Source organism: Niveispirillum sp. BGYR6, assembly GCF_027568365.1.
Classification (GTDB): domain Bacteria; phylum Pseudomonadota; class Alphaproteobacteria; order Azospirillales; family Azospirillaceae; genus Niveispirillum.
The window spans coordinates 146421-161680 of record NZ_JANLNL010000009.1; the positions used below are offsets into that span (position 1 = coordinate 146421).

Sequence of the window (15260 nt, forward strand, 5' to 3'; positions counted from 1 at the left end):
ATCCCTTACCCGCCCTGGTTTCCCGTCTTCCATGCCGTGGCATGAAGCGCGAAACATTGATCCTTGACCACCGTGACCGTGGCAAAGCCAGCCTTGATCAGTGCCTGATGCAGGCTGTCGGGGGTAAAGCCGGTACGATGCGCCATATAGTGATTTCCGGCAGCCACAGAGGAACGCAGGCCATACAGCATATCCAGTGGCGCAATCGGTCCGGTTGGCGAAACATAGGCCGGGCTTTCCAACCCGCCATTCAACAGCTGCAGCGCCACCTGTTCCAGGTCCGGGGTGGCGATATTCACAAATCCACCGGGCTTCAGCACCCGGAAGAACTCCGCCAGCGCCAGCGGCACCTCATGCGGGTAAAGATGTTCAAGATTATGGGAGGAATAGACCGCATCCATGGTCCCCCCCGCCACCATTCCCATATCGGTGATGGAGCCGATGATATCGGGCTGTACCGCTGGATCAATATCAAGTCGGACTTCCCGCCAATCGCCGCCAAGGGAACGGAAAATGGAAGAGAGTGCGCCGATCTTCGGTCCACATCCCACATGCAACATCGTCTTTACAGCATTCATTCAATAATCACCGTTCAGGCATCGGTTGTTCATGCAACCCATAGCGGGCAAGGATGGCAAGAAACCGCCCCTCCGCCCGCAGGCGGCGTGTTCCATCCTCCAGCAAACGGGCAAGCAGCGGGGCGCGGGCATCGCTGCGGGACAGGCCGACAAAAAGATCGGCATCATCTTTCAGCGAAACGACCCGCATTTGATCATCCAGGGCAAGGCGGCGGAGCTGCCAGCGCAGCACATTATAATCATCCAACAGCAAATCCAGCCCGCCGCCCTGGATTTGCCGCAACCCCTGCACCAGCTGCGAATAGCCAAAACCGCTGAGCACCCACACCCTGTCCGGATTGGCCTGATGCTGATCGATATAGCGCTGCACATCGCCGCCATAGGCATAATCCTTGATGATGCCAACGCGGTATGGGCTGAAATCATCCGGCTTGCTGTAGGTGAAATCCTTTTCCCGCTGCAAGGCCACGGCATTGGCGGAATTGCCCTGTGCCAGGGCAGGCAGCAGCAGGGCACCCCCCATATCCGTGGCCGCCCCCGGCACCGCCGTGGCGCTGCCATCATGCAGCATCCGCTTCAGCATGGCGAAATTCACCACGCGATATTCCACGCGATAGCCGGCCGCCTGAAAAATCTCCCGCGCCAGTTCCACCATATAACCTTCGCGCCCATCCGTGGCCGGGTCGCAGGCATAGGGGCACCAGGGATCGGACGCGATGATGATCGGACGCGCGGCATCGGCAGGCGCCATATCCTGCGCTGCCACGCGCGCCGGGCCCAGGGACAGGCCCGTCAGCAACCCAACCAGCGCGAACAGGTGGATGCGCAAGGGAAGGCGTATCATCAAGGCGGGAATACCGTCCGGGCTTTGATCCTGAAGCGGCTGAGCATATGCCCAAGTATGGCCCAGGGTCAAAGCCATCCGGTGGCCGGCTCAGGACGGACTGGCCGCCTCGTCCCCCACCTTGATCCGCCCGGCCAGAATATCCTCCCGCGCCTTCTTCACCGCCGCCTCGACATCCGCCGTCCAGAGCGTGCGGTTATAGGGGGTGATGGTGACATCAACCCCGCCTTCGCGCAGCCCCAGCCGGGTCAGGCCGGGGCGGAAGCCGCCGGCCGATCCCGTCTCAAAAATGGTCTTCACCGCCCGGTCCAGCCGCTTGACCATGGAGGTCAGGACATGGCCGGGATAGAGATAATCCTGGTTGCTGTCCACGCCGATGCCCAGCCTTCCGGCCGCACTCATCGCGTCCAGCGCACCCAGGCCGGAGGCACCGGCCGCCGGAAACACCACATCCACCCCGCTGGCCAGCAGGTCGCGCGCCGCCTCGCTGCCGGCAAAGGGATCGGCAAAGCCCTTGGGGCTGTCGGACAGCATGGCCACGCTGACCTGCGCATCGGGCCGCGTGTCCCGCACGCCTTGGGTGAATCCGGCCTGAAAGCGGCGGATCACCGGCACCGGCATCCCGCCGATGAAACCGACATGGGCGGTCTTGCTGGCCAGTGCCGCTGCCACCCCGGCCAGATAGGCCCCTTCATTCTCGGCAAACAGGATGGAGGCGACATTGGTGCCCTCCACCACCCCGTCGATAATGGAGAAATGCACTGACGGGTGCCGCGGGGCCACGGTGGCGAGATCCTCGGCAAAGCGGAAGCCGATCACCACAATATCGCTGCAGCCCGCCTGCACCGCCGCTTCCATGCGCGGCACATAATCGGCGGGGCTGGACGGTTCGAATTCCTTCACCGTCGCCCCGCCGCCAGCCTGAAAGGCGGTGACGCCAGCATAGGCCATTTCATTGAAGCTTTTATCGAACTTCCCCGCCTCGGTATAGACGACGCAGGGCTGAAAGGGGGCCGCCGCTGCCGGTCCGGCCAACACCAGGGCTGTCAGCAGTCCCAGCGTCCAACGCCGCATGATCCCGGTACCTTTTCGCATTGTCGGATATCCCATCACGCCACCTGCTGGCTGGCGCGAACATGCATCAGGAAATCCGCCACGGCCTGATCCAGGGCCCCCACCATGCCGGAAAGCTGGTCGGCGGCATGGCGCACCCGTCCGGCCGACTGGCCGGTGCTGACGGCAGCGCTGCGCACCTCCCCGATGGTGGAGGTGACCTGACCCACACCAACCGCCGCTTCCCCGATGGAGCGGCTGATTTCCGCCGTCGCGGCATTCTGCTGTTCCACGGCGGCAGCGACGGAGCCGGAAACGACGGCCAGTTCCTCAATCGTGCCACCGACCTGCCGGATGGCGCCGGCCACATCGGCCACCACCGTGCGGATGGCGCCGATTTCCGCCGCTATATCGCCGGTCGCCCGCGCCGTCTGGCCGGCCAGGCTTTTCACCTCGCCCGCCACCACGGCAAAGCCCTTGCCGGCATCGCCAGCCCGCGCCGCCTCGATGGTGGCATTCAGGGCCAGCAGGCTGGTTTGGGCGGCGATATCATCGATGAAGCGAACCACGTCGCCAATCTTTTCCGCCGCACTGGTCAGCCGCTCCACAATGGTGGCGGCACCCACTGCCTCGCCATTGGCCTGTCGGGAAATGCCGATGGCGCGCTGCAGCTGGCTGCTGATCTCCTGGATGGAGAGGGAGAGCTGTTCGGTGGCGGCCGCCACCGTCTGGGCATTGCTGGTCGCCGCTTCGGAGGAACGGGCCACCGCGTCGGCCTGCTGTGCCGTGGCATCGGCCGCCTGTCCCATGCCCAGCGACAGGTCATTCATGTCGCCCGCCGCCGCCGCGAAGCGGGAGACAATGGCCCCCACCGATTGTTCGAAGCGGGCGGCCAGCCGTTCGATTTCGGCTTGCCGCGCCTCTGCCGTCGCCTGCCGTTCCGCCTCCAGCGCGGCGTCATGTTCGCGCACCTTCAGGGCATTGGCGCGGAAGGTGCCCATGGCGCGGGCCATTTCCGCAATCTCATCCCGGCCGGAAGCATCGATGACGACATCCAGATTGCCGCCGGCCAGATCCAGCATCCGGCGCGACAGCCGGGCGATGCGCCCGGCCACCCGGAATCCGGCATAATAGACACCCGCCGCCACGGCGATCACCAGCGCCAGCAGGCCGAAGCCGATCAGCAATTGCCGGGCAAAGCCAATCTGTCCGGCCAGATCGTCGGCCTGGGCGCGCACCTGCGTCTGTACCCCGCCAGCAATATCGGCCACGATGGAACGCACATTGGCGGCATTTTCCCCGGCCAGCCGCACGGAGCGGCGCAACTGTTCATCGGCCGCCAGCAGGCGACCATGGAGCCCGAACAACCCATCCCGGCCCAGCAGCAGTGGGCGCAGCGCCCCGGCCTGATCGGCCGGCAGCTGCGCCAGTGCATCCGCCGCGCGATTGCTCAGCAGTGTGAGGATTTCCGCGGTACGGGCCCCGGTGGCGGCGTCCACCGCCGCGCGCAGGCTGGACAGGGCTGGCCCGGTCTCATAGGCCGCCAGCCTCTCACCCAGGGTGGACAGAACCTGATCCGCCTTTTCCCGCAACTGCCAGCGCCCATCCACCGTGCCGTTGAGGATTTGCAGCTGGGAGGAGAAGCGGCCGGCAATGGTGCGCAGATCATCCAGCTGCGGCAGATCGCCCAGGTCACCCGGCGCGGCGCGCAGCGCCCCGCTCAGGCCCGTTTCCGCCTCGGTCAGGCGTTGGCGCGCCGATTGTGCCTCGGTCGGGTTACCGGCCACCGCCGCCTGCATCGCCGCCGCCGCCAGCCCGTCGGCCGCGTGCGACAGCCGGTCGAGCGCCTTGAAGCGGGGGAGTGTTTCCTCCACCACCCCGCTCAAGGTCACCTCCACCCGGCCATAGGCCAGCCAGGTCTGGGCAATGATGGCCAGTACCGCCAGCAGAATAGCCGCAAAGGCCAGACCAAGCCGCGCGCCGATCCCAAAGGAAACCCGGCTGCCGGCAAAAGCAAAAGTGCCAAGCCGCGATAGGTGCATTCGCCGCCCCCGCCACCAGTTCCAAAAAGAAGATTGTGGCGCTGCAATAGGCCTTTTTGGGCAGGGGAGAAAGCGCGGCAGCGAACTGTAAGAATAAATTAATTATTGAATTTTATGGAAATTTTATCGAATTGGCATGGCCGTAAAAAGAAGGGGGGCGGTATCCGGTCTGGACACCGCCCCCCCTGCCTCAGCGCCCCGCACCAGGCGGGATCAGCCTTACTCTGCCGCCTGCGCCACGCCCGCCGGGACGGAAGCGGGGGCGGCCGGCTTCACCCAGCGCAGCACCGGCTTGCGGGCGGCCTGGGTTTCGTCCAGGCGCTTGCGTGGGGTCAGTCGCGGGCTGGCCTGGAAATGGGCCAGATCGCCCGCCTTCGCCTTTTCCGCCAGATGGCGCATGGTGGCGATGAAACGGTCCAGCGTCTGCTTGCTTTCCGTTTCCGTCGGCTCGATCAGCAAAGCCCCATGCACGACCAGCGGGAAATACATGGTCATGGGGTGATAGCCCTCATCGATCATCGCCTTGGCGAAGTCCAGCGGCGTCACGCCGGTGCCCTTCAGGAAGCGATCATCGAACAGGGCCTCATGCATACAGGGGCCATCGAACGATGCCGACATGACATCCTTCAGGCTGGCCAGCACGTAATTGGCATTCAGCACCGCATCGGATGCCACCTGCCGCAGCCCATCCGCCCCGTGGGACAGGATATAGGCCAGCGCGCGTACGAACATGCCCATCTGGCCATGGAAGCCCTTCAGCCGGCCGAAGGGCTTGGCGCCCTTGGCATCGGCCGCCTGTTCCACCAGATCGAAGCCGTTCTTGCCATGCACCACGAAGGGCAGCGGGGCATAAGGCGCCAGGGCGTCGGACAGGACCACCGGGCCGGAACCCGGACCGCCGCCGCCATGCGGGGTGGAGAAGGTCTTGTGCAGGTTGATATGCATGGCGTCCACGCCCAGATCGGCGGGGCGGACCCGGCCGACGATGGCGTTGTAATTGGCGCCGTCGCAATAGAAATAGCCGCCCGCCGCGTGAACGGCATCGGCGATTTCCTTGATCTGCGGTTCGAACAGGCCGCAGGTATTGGGATTGGTCAGCATGATGCAGGCGACATCATCGCCCAGCTTGGCCTTCACGGCCTCCACACTGACGCGGCCATTTTCTTCCGCCGGGATCGTATCCACGGTGAAACCGCAGAAAGCTGCCGTGGCCGGGTTGGTGCCATGGGCCGATTCCGGCACCAGCACGCGGCGGCGATGGCTTTCGCCCCGCGCATCCAGGGCCGCATGAATCGACATCAGGCCGCACAGTTCGCCATGGGCGCCGGCACCCGGCGACATGGCGATGGCGGGCATCCCCGTCAGCGTCTTCAGCCAATGGGCCAACTGGTCGATCAGTTCCAGCGCCCCCTGCACGGTTTCCACCGGCTGGAGCGGGTGAATGTCGCTGAAGCCCGGCAGCCGCGCCATCTTTTCATTCAGGCGCGGGTTATGCTTCATCGTGCACGAACCCAGCGGATACATGGTCGTGTCGATGGCAAAGTTCTTCTGGGACAGGCGCGTGTAATGACGCACCACGTCCGGCTCAGCCAGGGAGGGCAGGCCGACGCTGGCGCGGGTCTTCACCCCACCCAGGCGGGTCTTGGTGGTGACCGGTGCCTCCAGATCCACGCCGACAGCACCTGGATTATCCAGCTCAAAAATCAGCGCTTCTTCCTGCTGCAACGCCTTGTTGCCGGTGAAGGTGGTGAACTCACCGGCGACCGTCACGGCATGGGGGGTGCTGTCGCGACCCTGATTATTCATGGCCATCAGAGAACCTCCTCCAGGCCGCGCACCAGCGCGTCCATGTCTTCCAGGCTGTTGACCTCGGTGCTGGCGACCAGCAGCAGGTCTTCCAGACCGTCCATCTCCGGGTAGAAGCGGCTGACCGGCACGCCGGCCAGGATGCCGCGTTCGGCCAACTTGGACACCACCTTGGCCGCCTTCTTGGGCAGCTTCACGGTGAATTCGTTGAAGAACCCGTCATTGACGATCTTCACGCCCTTCACCGCTTCCAGCTTGTCGGCCAGGGTCACGGCATTGGCGTGGTTGACCCGGGCCAGCGTGGTCAGCCCCTGTTCGCCCAGCAGCGACAGGTGGATGGTGAAGGCCAGCGCGCACAGACCGGAATTGGTGCAGATGTTCGACGTGGCCTTCTCGCGGCGGATATGCTGCTCGCGGGTGGACAGCGTCAGCACGAAGCCGCGCTTGCCATCGGCATCCACCGTCTGGCCGCAGAGGCGGCCCGGCATCTGGCGCACATATTTGTCGCGGGTGGCGAACAGGCCGACATAGGGGCCGCCGAAATTCAGCCCATTGCCGATGCTTTGCCCTTCGCAGACGACGATATCGGCACCCATCTCACCGGGCGGGGTCAGCAGACCCAGCGACACCACCTCCGTCACCACCACGATGACCAAGGTGCCCTTGGCGTGGGCGGCATCGCACAAGGCGGTGAAGTCGCGCAGATGGCCGAACAGCGAGGGGGTCTGTACCACGATGCAGGCGGTCTCGCCATCGATCAGGGCCGTCAGATCCTCGGCATTCTTCCAGTCCGGGGCCTGGGCGCGGATATCCATGCCCATGACGCCGCAGGTGGTTTCCACCACTTCGCGGTAATGCGGGTGCAGCCCGCCGGACAGGATGACCTTGTTGCGCTTGTTGATGCGGGCGGCCATCAGCACGGCTTCCGCCGTACCGGTCGCCCCGTCATACATGGAGGCGTTGGCCACATCCATGCCGGTCAGCAACGCCACCTGGGTCTGGAATTCAAACAGGTACTGCAACGTGCCCTGGGTGACTTCCGGCTGGTACGGCGTATAGCTGGTCAGGAATTCCCCGCGCAGCAGCGTCTGGTCAACCGAGGCCGGGACATGATGCTTATAGGCACCGCCGCCGATGAAGAACGGCACGGCAGACGCCGTGACGTTCTTGGCGGCCAGCCGGGACAAATGGCGTTCCACCGCCAACTCGCCCATATGGTTGGACAGGCCGGCAATGGGGCCCTTCAGACGGGCCTGTTCGGGCACGTCGCGGAACAGGGCATCCACGCTGTCCACCCCGATGGTGGCCAGCATGGCGCTGCGGTCGGTTTCGGTCAGCGGCAGGTAACGCATCACAGCCCCGCGATGAAGGACTTGTAGGCTTCTTCGTCCAGCAGGGCCTCAAACTGGGCCATGTCCTTGATCTTCATCTTGAAGAACCAGCCGGCGCCTTCCGGATCGGTGTTCACCAGCGACGGCTCGTCGGTCACGGCGGCATTGCCTTCCACCACGGTGCCATCGACCGGGGCATAGACCTCAGAGGCGGCCTTTACCGATTCGACCACGGCGGCATCCTTGCCCTTGGTCAGGTCGCGGCCGGCTTCCGGCACCTCGACGAACACCACATCGCCCAAAGCCTGCTGGGCATAATCGGTAATGCCGACGGTGGCGATATCGCCGTCAAGCTTGATCCACTCATGGTCGTTGGTGAAACGGATGGTCATGGTCGGGTCTTCCGGGTCTTGGGGGGGAAATGACGTGTCGTTGGTGAAAAGGGATTGTCGGCTTTGCTCTCTCAACCGTCACCCCGGCGAAGGCCGGGGTCCAGTTTCGTAGAGAAAGGCGCCTCTGGCCCCTGGACCCCGGCCTTCGCCGGGGTGACGGTAGGGCGAGGTGCTGCCCGTCTCACCCCTTGAAATAACGATGCGGTGCAAACGGCATGGCGGCGACGGTGGCGGGCATGGCCTTGCCGCGCACGATCAACTGCACGCGCGTGCCCACGGCAGCGGAAGCAGCCGTGACATAGCCCATGGCGACGGGGCCGCCGGCGGTGGGGCCGAAGCCGCCGCTGGTGATCTCCCCGATGCGGTTGCCGTCCATATCCTGGATTTCGGTATGTTCGCGGGCCGGGGCCTTGCCTTCCGGCTGAATGCCCACACGCTTGCGGGCCGGGCCTTCCGCCAACTGGGCCTGCACGATGGCAGCACCGGGGAAGCCGCCTTCCGTGCGGCGGCGCTTGGAGATGGTCCAGGTCAGGGCCGCTTCCACGGGGTTGGTGCCGGTGTCGATATCATGGCCGTACAGGCACAGCCCGGCTTCCAGGCGCAGCGAGTCGCGCGCGCCCAACCCGATGGCTTCCACTTCAGGTTCGGCCAGCAGCAGGCGGGCCAGCTTTTCGGCATCGGCGGCACCGACGCTGATCTCATAGCCATCTTCACCGGTATAGCCGGACCGGCTGATCTGTACCGGGATACCCTGGATGGTGGCCGTCCGCGCGCTCATGAAGCCCATGGTGGCGGCTTCGGGCAGCAGGCGGGCCATCACCGTGGCCGCCGCCGGGCCCTGCAGCGCCAGCAGGCCGGCATCATCGCCCAGATACTCGATCTCAATACCCGCCGGCAGGCCGGCCTTCAGATGCGCCAGATCCTCGGCCTTGCAGCCGGCATTGATGACGACATAGAGATGATCCTCGAACCGCGTCACCATCAGATCGTCCAGGATGCCGGCCTGATCATTGGTGAACATGGTGTAGCGGATGCGGCCCGGTGCCAGGGCTGCGATATCGCCCGGCACCAGCGCTTCCAGCGCCTTGATCACCGAATCAATATCAGCCCCGCGCAGGCGTACCTGGCCCATATGGGACACATCAAACAGGCCCGCCTTCTCGCGGGTATGCAGATGTTCCTTCAGCACGCCCAGCGGGTACTGCACCGGCATGTCATAGCCGGCGAACGGCACCATCTTGGCGCCCAGTTCGACATGGAGATCGTAAAGCGGCGTGCGCAACAGGCTGGTGTCACCCAAGGTGGGACACTCCCTTCAGGACAGGTTACGGCCGTCGCGGGGATCGTCCCCGTGGCGGTTGCCCCCCTCTGTCCTGGCCCCTGAGAGATTCGCCGCAACCTTGTGGCTGTCAGCTTACTCCGTCGGTGGGCTGTCGGCTGGGATGGAATCCCGGCCCGCCTGCTTTCCAGATGCGCCTACCCCTTGCGGTCCTTTTGCCTGAGAGTTTCCGGGGGCGGTTGCTCCTTCGGCGCTGCCGCCCGGTCAAGGGCAACAGTCTCTCCCGCAAAGGGTAATCAGCTTTGCAACACACAAACTAAACAACCCACGCCGCCTGTCAATGGCGGCGTGGGAAGAGGCCCAATGCGGTAATTACCGGCCTTCGTTGGCGGCGCGGTTGGCGTCGGCCTGATCGGGGGTGATCTGGAAGCCGACCAGCACCTCGTACCAGCGGGCATCCACCGTCTTGGGCACGGCAATCGACTGTTCCAGCGTCTCCTGCACCATGCCGGTGCCGCCATTCAGCGGGATACTGGTGCTGAAATCCTTCTTGGTGATGATGTTGCGGTTGGGGTCCACCACCGCCACGAAATAGGTGACGGGCAGCGACGTGGCGCTGCCGCCCTCATTCACCCGGCCGGAAATATCCAGGTTCGCCGCGATCTTGACGTGGGTATCGTCATAGGCGCAGTTGGCGAAAATGCCGGACAGCACCGCGACACCCTGGTCGGTGCGCAGCGTGCCGGCATCGCGCAGGATGCCCACATTGGGGCAGCCGGCTTTGAAGCCTTCATTTTCGGCACAGCCGGACAAGGCCAGCATCGCCAGTCCCGCACACGCGGCCATGCGCCAGGGGCGGGCGGCTTTCCTGGCCGGCGAACCTATATTATGGTCGGGCTGGGTCGTCATCGTGCAGGGGCTGGTCATCAAGCGTCCGTTCACTTCCACCATCCGGGACAAATGCCGCGCATCCCGGATACGAGCCTTCGACAGCCCGCCGCGGCGCGGCACCGCGACAATATAGAGGCCCCTTCAACGGCACAAGCCCGCCAAGAAGGGCCATTTCATGGCATCACCGACGATCACCATTCCGCCTTACACGCAGCGTCAGGAATTTCCCAGCATCATGACCGAGATCACCGCGCCAGAAACCGCCGCCGCCCCGCCCTCTCTGCCGCCGCTGCATGTGCTGCTGGCGGCCCCGCGCGGTTTCTGCGCCGGGGTGGACCGGGCCATCCAGATCGTGGAGGTGGCGCTGCAGAAATTCGGCGCGCCCGTCTATGTGCGCCACGAAATTGTGCATAACCGCTTTGTGGTGGAAAGCCTGGAAGCAAAAGGGGCCGTCTTCGTGAAGGAGCTGGACGAGGTGCCGGATGACCGGCCCGTCGTCTTTTCCGCCCATGGCGTGCCCAAGGCGATTCCCGCTGAGGCGCAGCGCCGCAACATGATCTATGTCGATGCCACCTGCCCCCTGGTCTCCAAGGTGCATCGGGAGGCGGAGCGCCATCATGAAAGCGGTCGCACCATCGTGCTGATCGGCCATGCCGGGCATCCCGAAGTGGTGGGCACCATCGGCCAGTTGCCGGATGGGGCCGTGCATCTGGTGGAAACGGTGGAAGATGTGGCGACCCTGAATGTGGCCGACCCGGAGAACCTGGCCTTTGCCACCCAGACCACCCTGTCGGTGGATGATACGGGGGCCATTGTCGATGCGCTGCGCGACCGCTTCCCCAACATTGCCGGGCCGAAGCGGGAAGATATCTGCTATGCCACCACCAACCGGCAGGCGGCGGTGAAGCAGATCGCACCCAAGGCTGATGCGTTGCTGGTGCTGGGGGCCCCCAATTCCTCCAACTCCGTCCGGCTGGTGGAGGTGGCGCGCGGCCATGGCTGTACCCGCGCCATGCTGGTGCAGCGGGCCGCCCAGATCGACTGGCCCCGGCTGGAGAAGATTCGTACCCTGGGCATCACCGCCGGTGCCTCTGCCCCGGAAGTGCTGGTGGATGAGGTGCTGACGGCCCTGCGGGAGCGTTTCACCGTGACGGTGGAAGAGGTGGTGACGGCGACGGAAAACGTCGTCTTCAAGCTGCCGCGCGTGCTGGCGGCGGAGTAAACTAAACAGCGTGACCGGGCGCACAGCCCCCGGTCAGCGGGTGTGGCATTGATGGGGTGTGTGCCCCTTTACGCGGGCGCCATCTCCACCAGATAGATGCGGGTCCAAATCCGGCTTTCACCGGGGCGGACCATCGCATCATCCTCCATGCCCGGCCTTCCGCCCTTACCCTTACGGCGGCGGCCCCGATCCGAAGGGACAGCCGATGCTTGCACCGACCCCCATCATCGCGGCTTGCCTTGCCGAAGAAACCACCAGCGTCGATAGCATCCTGGCCCGCCCGCCCATGGGCGATTCGACCTGCCCGGCCCTGACGGTCGCGCAGTTGCGCCGGGTGGTGCTGTTCATTGAGGATAATCTGGACGGGCCGCTGGCCCTGCCGCTGCTGGCCGCCCAGACCGGCCTCAGCCCCAGCCATTTCGCAAGGCGCTTCAAGGCCTCCACCGGCATGGCCCCGCATGGCTATGTGCTGGCGCGGAGGATCAATGCCGCCAAGAAAATGCTGCTGGAAAGCGAGACGCCGCTGGCGGAAATCGCCGTGGCCACCGGCTTTTCCAGCCAGGGCCATTTCACCGGCATGTTCCGCCGCCATGTCGGCACCACCCCCGGCGGTTACCGCACCGAACGGGATGAATGCTATGCCTGCCTGATGGCGGGGGAAGCGGCGTGAAAAGGTGATTACCTGCACAGGGAGTTATATCTATTCAGTACGCGGCACTGCTCCCGCCTTCTGTGCTTTGATCAGCGCAATGAACCGCTGTCGAATATCAGCCATCAGCGCCTGGGGAAGCAGGCCATAGGCGACGCTTCCCCCGTCCCCCGCCCGTAACGGGCGAAGATCAGGGCCGGGCCAGAAGAAGCGGTTTGCCTCTGTGAGCACCACCCAGGAGCGCTCCCCGTCCAGACCAAGGCGCTGTTTGGTCATGGTGGGTATTTCGACGGCCAGCCGCGCATCGGTTGGTGGCCTGTGGGTAATGGGCAGAACGGTAACAACCTGTTCGCCATCCTCTGCTGTGGTAACGAGGATAACCGCACAGGGGCGATCCTTGCTGCCTTCCTCCTGTCCACGGAGATATTCACGCCGCCACAGATAGCTGTAGCGGATGACAAGCCCTTGAACAGGTGTGGGAAACGGCACGGCCTAAAGCGGCATTTCGGCGTTGAACGCGTCCGACTCCGGCGCGGGCCGTGACGCTTCCAGTGCGGCCAGATCAGCGTCAGTGAAATCGGCCGGCACCATCACCTGACGATCCCTGCGCTTGAGGCGCATATATTCTTCAGAAGACAGCAGCACGGTGCTTTCCCGGCCATTTCGCGTCACAGCCACCGGCTGCCGCAGGGCCATATCCTGATAGCGCCCGATATTACGCTGGAATTCTGCCGCCGACACTTTCAGCATATCCATGGCACATGCCCTCCATAGCCCATGCATCCTATGCAACTTGCATAAGTTTGGCAATTTGATCCTATCTGCGCTCCCTGCTGGTGTGCCTGCACGCAAGATGGCCCACCCTGTGTGACGCAGGGCGGGCCTTGGAACCAAGCGGGTCAGATCGCCCGCGTCGCCTGTTCCAGCCAGGCGCGGTCAGCGCCTTCCACCAGCGGGGACAGTTCACGCAGAACGCGGGCGTGATAGGCGTTCAGCCAGTCCCGCTCTTCTGCCGTCAACAGCGAGGCGTCCACCATCCGCAGGTCGATGGGGCACAGGGTCAGCGTCTCAAAGCCCAGCATCGGCCGTTCGGCCCCGGCGATTTCCACCGGCACCACCAGTTCCAGATTCTCCACCCGGATACCGTAGGAACCGGCCAGATAATAACCCGGCTCGTTGGACAGGATCATGCCCGGCAGCAGCACGACGCCGTTCACCGTCTTGCCGATGCGCTGCGGTCCTTCATGCACCGACAGGAAGGAGCCGACACCGTGACCGGTGCCATGATCATAATCCAGCCCCGCCTGCCAGAGGAACTGGCGGGCCAGCACGTCCAACTGGATGCCGGCCGTGCCCATGGGGAAGCGGACGCGGTTCAGCGCGATATGGCCCTTCAGCACCAGGGTGAAATGGCGCCGTGCCTGCGCACCCGGATCGCCCACGGCCAGGGTGCGGGTGATATCGGTGGTGCCGTCCAGATATTGACCGCCGCTATCCAGCAGGAAGACGCTGTTATTCTCCACCGGACGGTTGGTCTTCTCATTGGCGCGGTAATGCACGATGGCGCCATTGGGGCCGGCGCCGCTGATCGTATCGAAGCTGGGGCCGCGGAAATCGGCCGCACCACGACGATAGGCCAGCAGCGTATCCACCACGGTCAGCTCGTCCAGCCCCCCCTTCGGCGCCACCTCGTCAAACCAGCGCAGGAAGCGGACCAGGGCGGCACCATCGCGGCGATGGGCCGCCTTGGAACCTTCGATTTCCACCGCATTCTTGGCCGCCTTGGGCAGCACGCAGGGGTCGCCGCCCTGATCGACGGCGGCACCCGCCTTTTCCAGCCGGTCGATCACCCAAAGCGCGGCGGTGGCGCCATCCAGCCGCACCCGCGCCTCCTTGCCCCCCAGCGCATCCAGCGCCGCCGGCAATTCACCCGGTGCGCGGATGGCGACACCATTGCCCAGATGTTGCTCCAAGCCCGGCGCCAGCTTGCGTGCATCCACGAACCAGTCGACCTGCCCATCCCGGTGGATGATGGCAAAGGACAGCGGCAGCGGTGTGCAGGGCACGTCGGAGCCACGCACATTCAGCAGCCAGGCGATGCTGTCCGGCTGGGTCAGCACGGCGGCATCCAGCCGCAACCGTTCCAGCGAGGCGGCAATATCCGCGCGCTTATCGGCGGAATCGCGGCCGGTCGCGGACAGCGGCTGGATATTGACAATGCCCAGCGGGGCCGGCGGCTGATCGGTCCAGACGGCATCGATGGGGTTGCCCTCGGTCGCCACCAGCTCAATTCCGGCGGGGGAGAGGGATGCCCGCATCTTGTCGGCCCAGCCGGCCGTATGCATCCAGGGATCGAAACCCAACTTGGCCCCGGCCGGCAGGTTGGCCGCCGCCCAGTCGCCGTGGAACTCCTCCATCAGGTGGTGATAGCTGAAATGGGCGGGCGAGACTTCCTGGCGGACCTGGATGGTGTAACGGCCATCGGCGAAGACGGCCGCCTTGTCCCGCAACACCACCACCGCCCCGGCAGAGGCGGTGAAACCGCTGATCCAGGCCAGCCGGCTGCCGCGCAACGGCACATATTCACCCTGATATTCATCGGCGCGCGGCACCACGAACCCATCCAGGCCCCGGCGCTGCAATTCCGCCCGCAGCGCCGCCAGCCGGGCCCCATGATCGCCATGGGCCGGATCGGCGGGGCGGGCGATGCCGGCCCGCAGCGCCAGCAGCTGTTCGCTCAACCCATCCGACCGTTTCAGCGATACCAGATCCAGCCAGGCATCCGGCAGTTCCCCATCCGGGGCGGCATTGACACCGGCAATCAGGTCGCGGATGTCGGCGACGCTGTGCGCCACCCCGGATTCCTGCAGCAAACGGGCGAGATTTTCATCACCGCCATAGGCGGCCGTGGAGATGGAGGCGGACAAGGGTTGGGCTCCCGTTCTGGGCGGTATGGATTGGGCCAGAGGCTAGAGCGGCAGCGGTGTCGGCGCAAGCGCCACTGTACATTCGGTACCCACTCATATGCCGTAAGACATAGATAAGTTATCAGAGGGACAATCCTGAGAATGACAAGCCCGCTTCACAGTTTTGCCTTAATCAGGCAGCAGAAAAAGCGACGTCAGACAACGTTTGTTGAAAGTTGAGTTCGCATTCGGCCCCTGGGTATTCAA

The 15260-nt window shown here is 64.7% G+C and carries 14 protein-coding genes and 1 riboswitch; of the genes, 2 read left to right on the top strand and 12 right to left on the bottom strand.

Translation table 11 applies throughout. The features are described 5' to 3' along the window. Nucleotides 1-5: 5 nt before the first annotated feature. From PCJ49_RS18110 to PCJ49_RS18150, 9 genes are all read right to left on the bottom strand, one after another. Nucleotides 6-578 carry a methyltransferase domain-containing protein gene (locus PCJ49_RS18110; RefSeq protein WP_269912174.1) on the bottom strand — a complete coding sequence of 191 codons (573 nt, stop codon included), beginning with the start codon at nt 576-578 and terminating at the stop codon, nt 6-8. Nucleotides 579-585: 7 nt separating this feature from the next. Continuing rightward, nucleotides 586-1422, bottom strand: a complete 837-nt coding sequence (locus PCJ49_RS18115) for a transporter substrate-binding domain-containing protein (RefSeq protein WP_269912246.1) — start codon at nt 1420-1422, stop codon at nt 586-588. A 90-nt stretch (nt 1423-1512) separates the two neighbouring features. After that, nucleotides 1513-2496, bottom strand: a complete 984-nt coding sequence (locus PCJ49_RS18120) for a BMP family ABC transporter substrate-binding protein (RefSeq protein WP_269912175.1) — start codon at nt 2494-2496, stop codon at nt 1513-1515. 35 nt (nt 2497-2531) lie between these two features. Beyond that, nucleotides 2532-4517 carry a methyl-accepting chemotaxis protein gene (locus PCJ49_RS18125; RefSeq protein WP_269912176.1) on the bottom strand — a complete coding sequence of 662 codons (1986 nt, stop codon included), beginning with the start codon at nt 4515-4517 and terminating at the stop codon, nt 2532-2534. Between the two features lie 219 nt (nt 4518-4736). Then, a complete protein-coding gene (gene gcvPB, locus PCJ49_RS18130) occupies nt 4737-6323 on the bottom strand; it encodes an aminomethyl-transferring glycine dehydrogenase subunit GcvPB (RefSeq protein WP_269912247.1) in 1587 nt (528 codons plus the stop codon). Between the two features lie 5 nt (nt 6324-6328). Further along, nucleotides 6329-7675, bottom strand: a complete 1347-nt coding sequence (gcvPA, locus tag PCJ49_RS18135) for an aminomethyl-transferring glycine dehydrogenase subunit GcvPA (RefSeq protein ID WP_269912177.1) — start codon at nt 7673-7675, stop codon at nt 6329-6331. Continuing rightward, the gene (gene gcvH, locus PCJ49_RS18140) at nt 7675-8046 is read right to left on the bottom strand and encodes a glycine cleavage system protein GcvH (protein ID WP_269912178.1); all 372 of its coding nucleotides are present in this window, start codon (nt 8044-8046) and stop codon (nt 7675-7677) included. Before gcvH ends, gcvPA begins: the two co-directional genes overlap by 1 nt. 181 nt (nt 8047-8227) lie before the next feature. Next, on the bottom strand, nt 8228-9346 hold the full coding sequence (gene gcvT / locus PCJ49_RS18145; protein ID WP_269912179.1) for a glycine cleavage system aminomethyltransferase GcvT: 1119 nt from the start codon (nt 9344-9346) through the stop codon (nt 8228-8230). A gap of 176 nt (nt 9347-9522) precedes the next feature. Then, nucleotides 9523-9621: riboswitch (glycine riboswitch) on the bottom strand. A gap of 76 nt (nt 9622-9697) precedes the next feature. Then, on the bottom strand, nt 9698-10252 hold the full coding sequence (locus tag PCJ49_RS18150) for a hypothetical protein (RefSeq protein ID WP_269912180.1): 555 nt from the start codon (nt 10250-10252) through the stop codon (nt 9698-9700). 199 nt (nt 10253-10451) lie between these two features. Between PCJ49_RS18150 and ispH the strand changes: the two genes are divergently transcribed. Together ispH and PCJ49_RS18160 are read left to right on the top strand one after the other, a co-directional pair. Next, entirely contained in the window at nt 10452-11438 is a 987-nt protein-coding gene (gene ispH / locus PCJ49_RS18155) for a 4-hydroxy-3-methylbut-2-enyl diphosphate reductase (protein WP_269912248.1), read from the top strand. A 205-nt stretch (nt 11439-11643) separates the two neighbouring features. After that, nucleotides 11644-12108: an AraC family transcriptional regulator gene (locus tag PCJ49_RS18160; RefSeq protein ID WP_269912181.1), complete on the top strand. Its 465-nt coding sequence runs from the start codon at nt 11644-11646 to the stop codon at nt 12106-12108. Between the two features lie 30 nt (nt 12109-12138). Here PCJ49_RS18160 and PCJ49_RS18165 read toward each other — a convergent pair whose 3' ends face one another. The 3 genes from PCJ49_RS18165 to PCJ49_RS18175 form a co-directional block, all read right to left on the bottom strand. Next, nucleotides 12139-12576 carry a type II toxin-antitoxin system PemK/MazF family toxin gene (locus PCJ49_RS18165; RefSeq protein WP_269912182.1) on the bottom strand — a complete coding sequence of 146 codons (438 nt, stop codon included), beginning with the start codon at nt 12574-12576 and terminating at the stop codon, nt 12139-12141. Nucleotides 12577-12579: 3 nt separating this feature from the next. Further along, nucleotides 12580-12843, bottom strand: a complete 264-nt coding sequence (locus PCJ49_RS18170) for a type II toxin-antitoxin system Phd/YefM family antitoxin (protein WP_269912183.1) — start codon at nt 12841-12843, stop codon at nt 12580-12582. A 143-nt stretch (nt 12844-12986) separates the two neighbouring features. Then, complete coding sequence (locus PCJ49_RS18175; protein ID WP_269912184.1) at nt 12987-15014, bottom strand: aminopeptidase P family protein; 2028 nt, start codon at nt 15012-15014, stop codon at nt 12987-12989. Nucleotides 15015-15260 lie beyond the last annotated feature (246 nt).

Bases quoted from the DNA above. Each gene is read 5' to 3' on its own strand.
- gcvH (WP_269912178.1), bottom strand. From the start codon at position 8,046: ATGACCATCCGTTTCACCAACGACCATGAGTGGATCAAGCTTGACGGC.
- PCJ49_RS18150 (WP_269912180.1), bottom strand. From the start codon at position 10,252: ATGACCAGCCCCTGCACGATGACGACCCAGCCCGACCATAATATAGGT.
- PCJ49_RS18160 (WP_269912181.1), top strand. From the start codon at position 11,644: ATGCTTGCACCGACCCCCATCATCGCGGCTTGCCTTGCCGAAGAAACC.
- gcvPB (WP_269912247.1), bottom strand. From the start codon at position 6,323: ATGAATAATCAGGGTCGCGACAGCACCCCCCATGCCGTGACGGTCGCC.
- PCJ49_RS18170 (WP_269912183.1), bottom strand. From the start codon at position 12,843: ATGGATATGCTGAAAGTGTCGGCGGCAGAATTCCAGCGTAATATCGGG.
- PCJ49_RS18110 (WP_269912174.1), bottom strand. From the start codon at position 578: ATGAATGCTGTAAAGACGATGTTGCATGTGGGATGTGGACCGAAGATC.
- PCJ49_RS18115 (WP_269912246.1), bottom strand. From the start codon at position 1,422: ATGATACGCCTTCCCTTGCGCATCCACCTGTTCGCGCTGGTTGGGTTG.
- ispH (WP_269912248.1), top strand. From the start codon at position 10,452: ATGACCGAGATCACCGCGCCAGAAACCGCCGCCGCCCCGCCCTCTCTG.
- PCJ49_RS18120 (WP_269912175.1), bottom strand. From the start codon at position 2,496: ATGCGGCGTTGGACGCTGGGACTGCTGACAGCCCTGGTGTTGGCCGGA.
- gcvPA (WP_269912177.1), bottom strand. From the start codon at position 7,675: ATGCGTTACCTGCCGCTGACCGAAACCGACCGCAGCGCCATGCTGGCC.
- PCJ49_RS18125 (WP_269912176.1), bottom strand. From the start codon at position 4,517: ATGCACCTATCGCGGCTTGGCACTTTTGCTTTTGCCGGCAGCCGGGTT.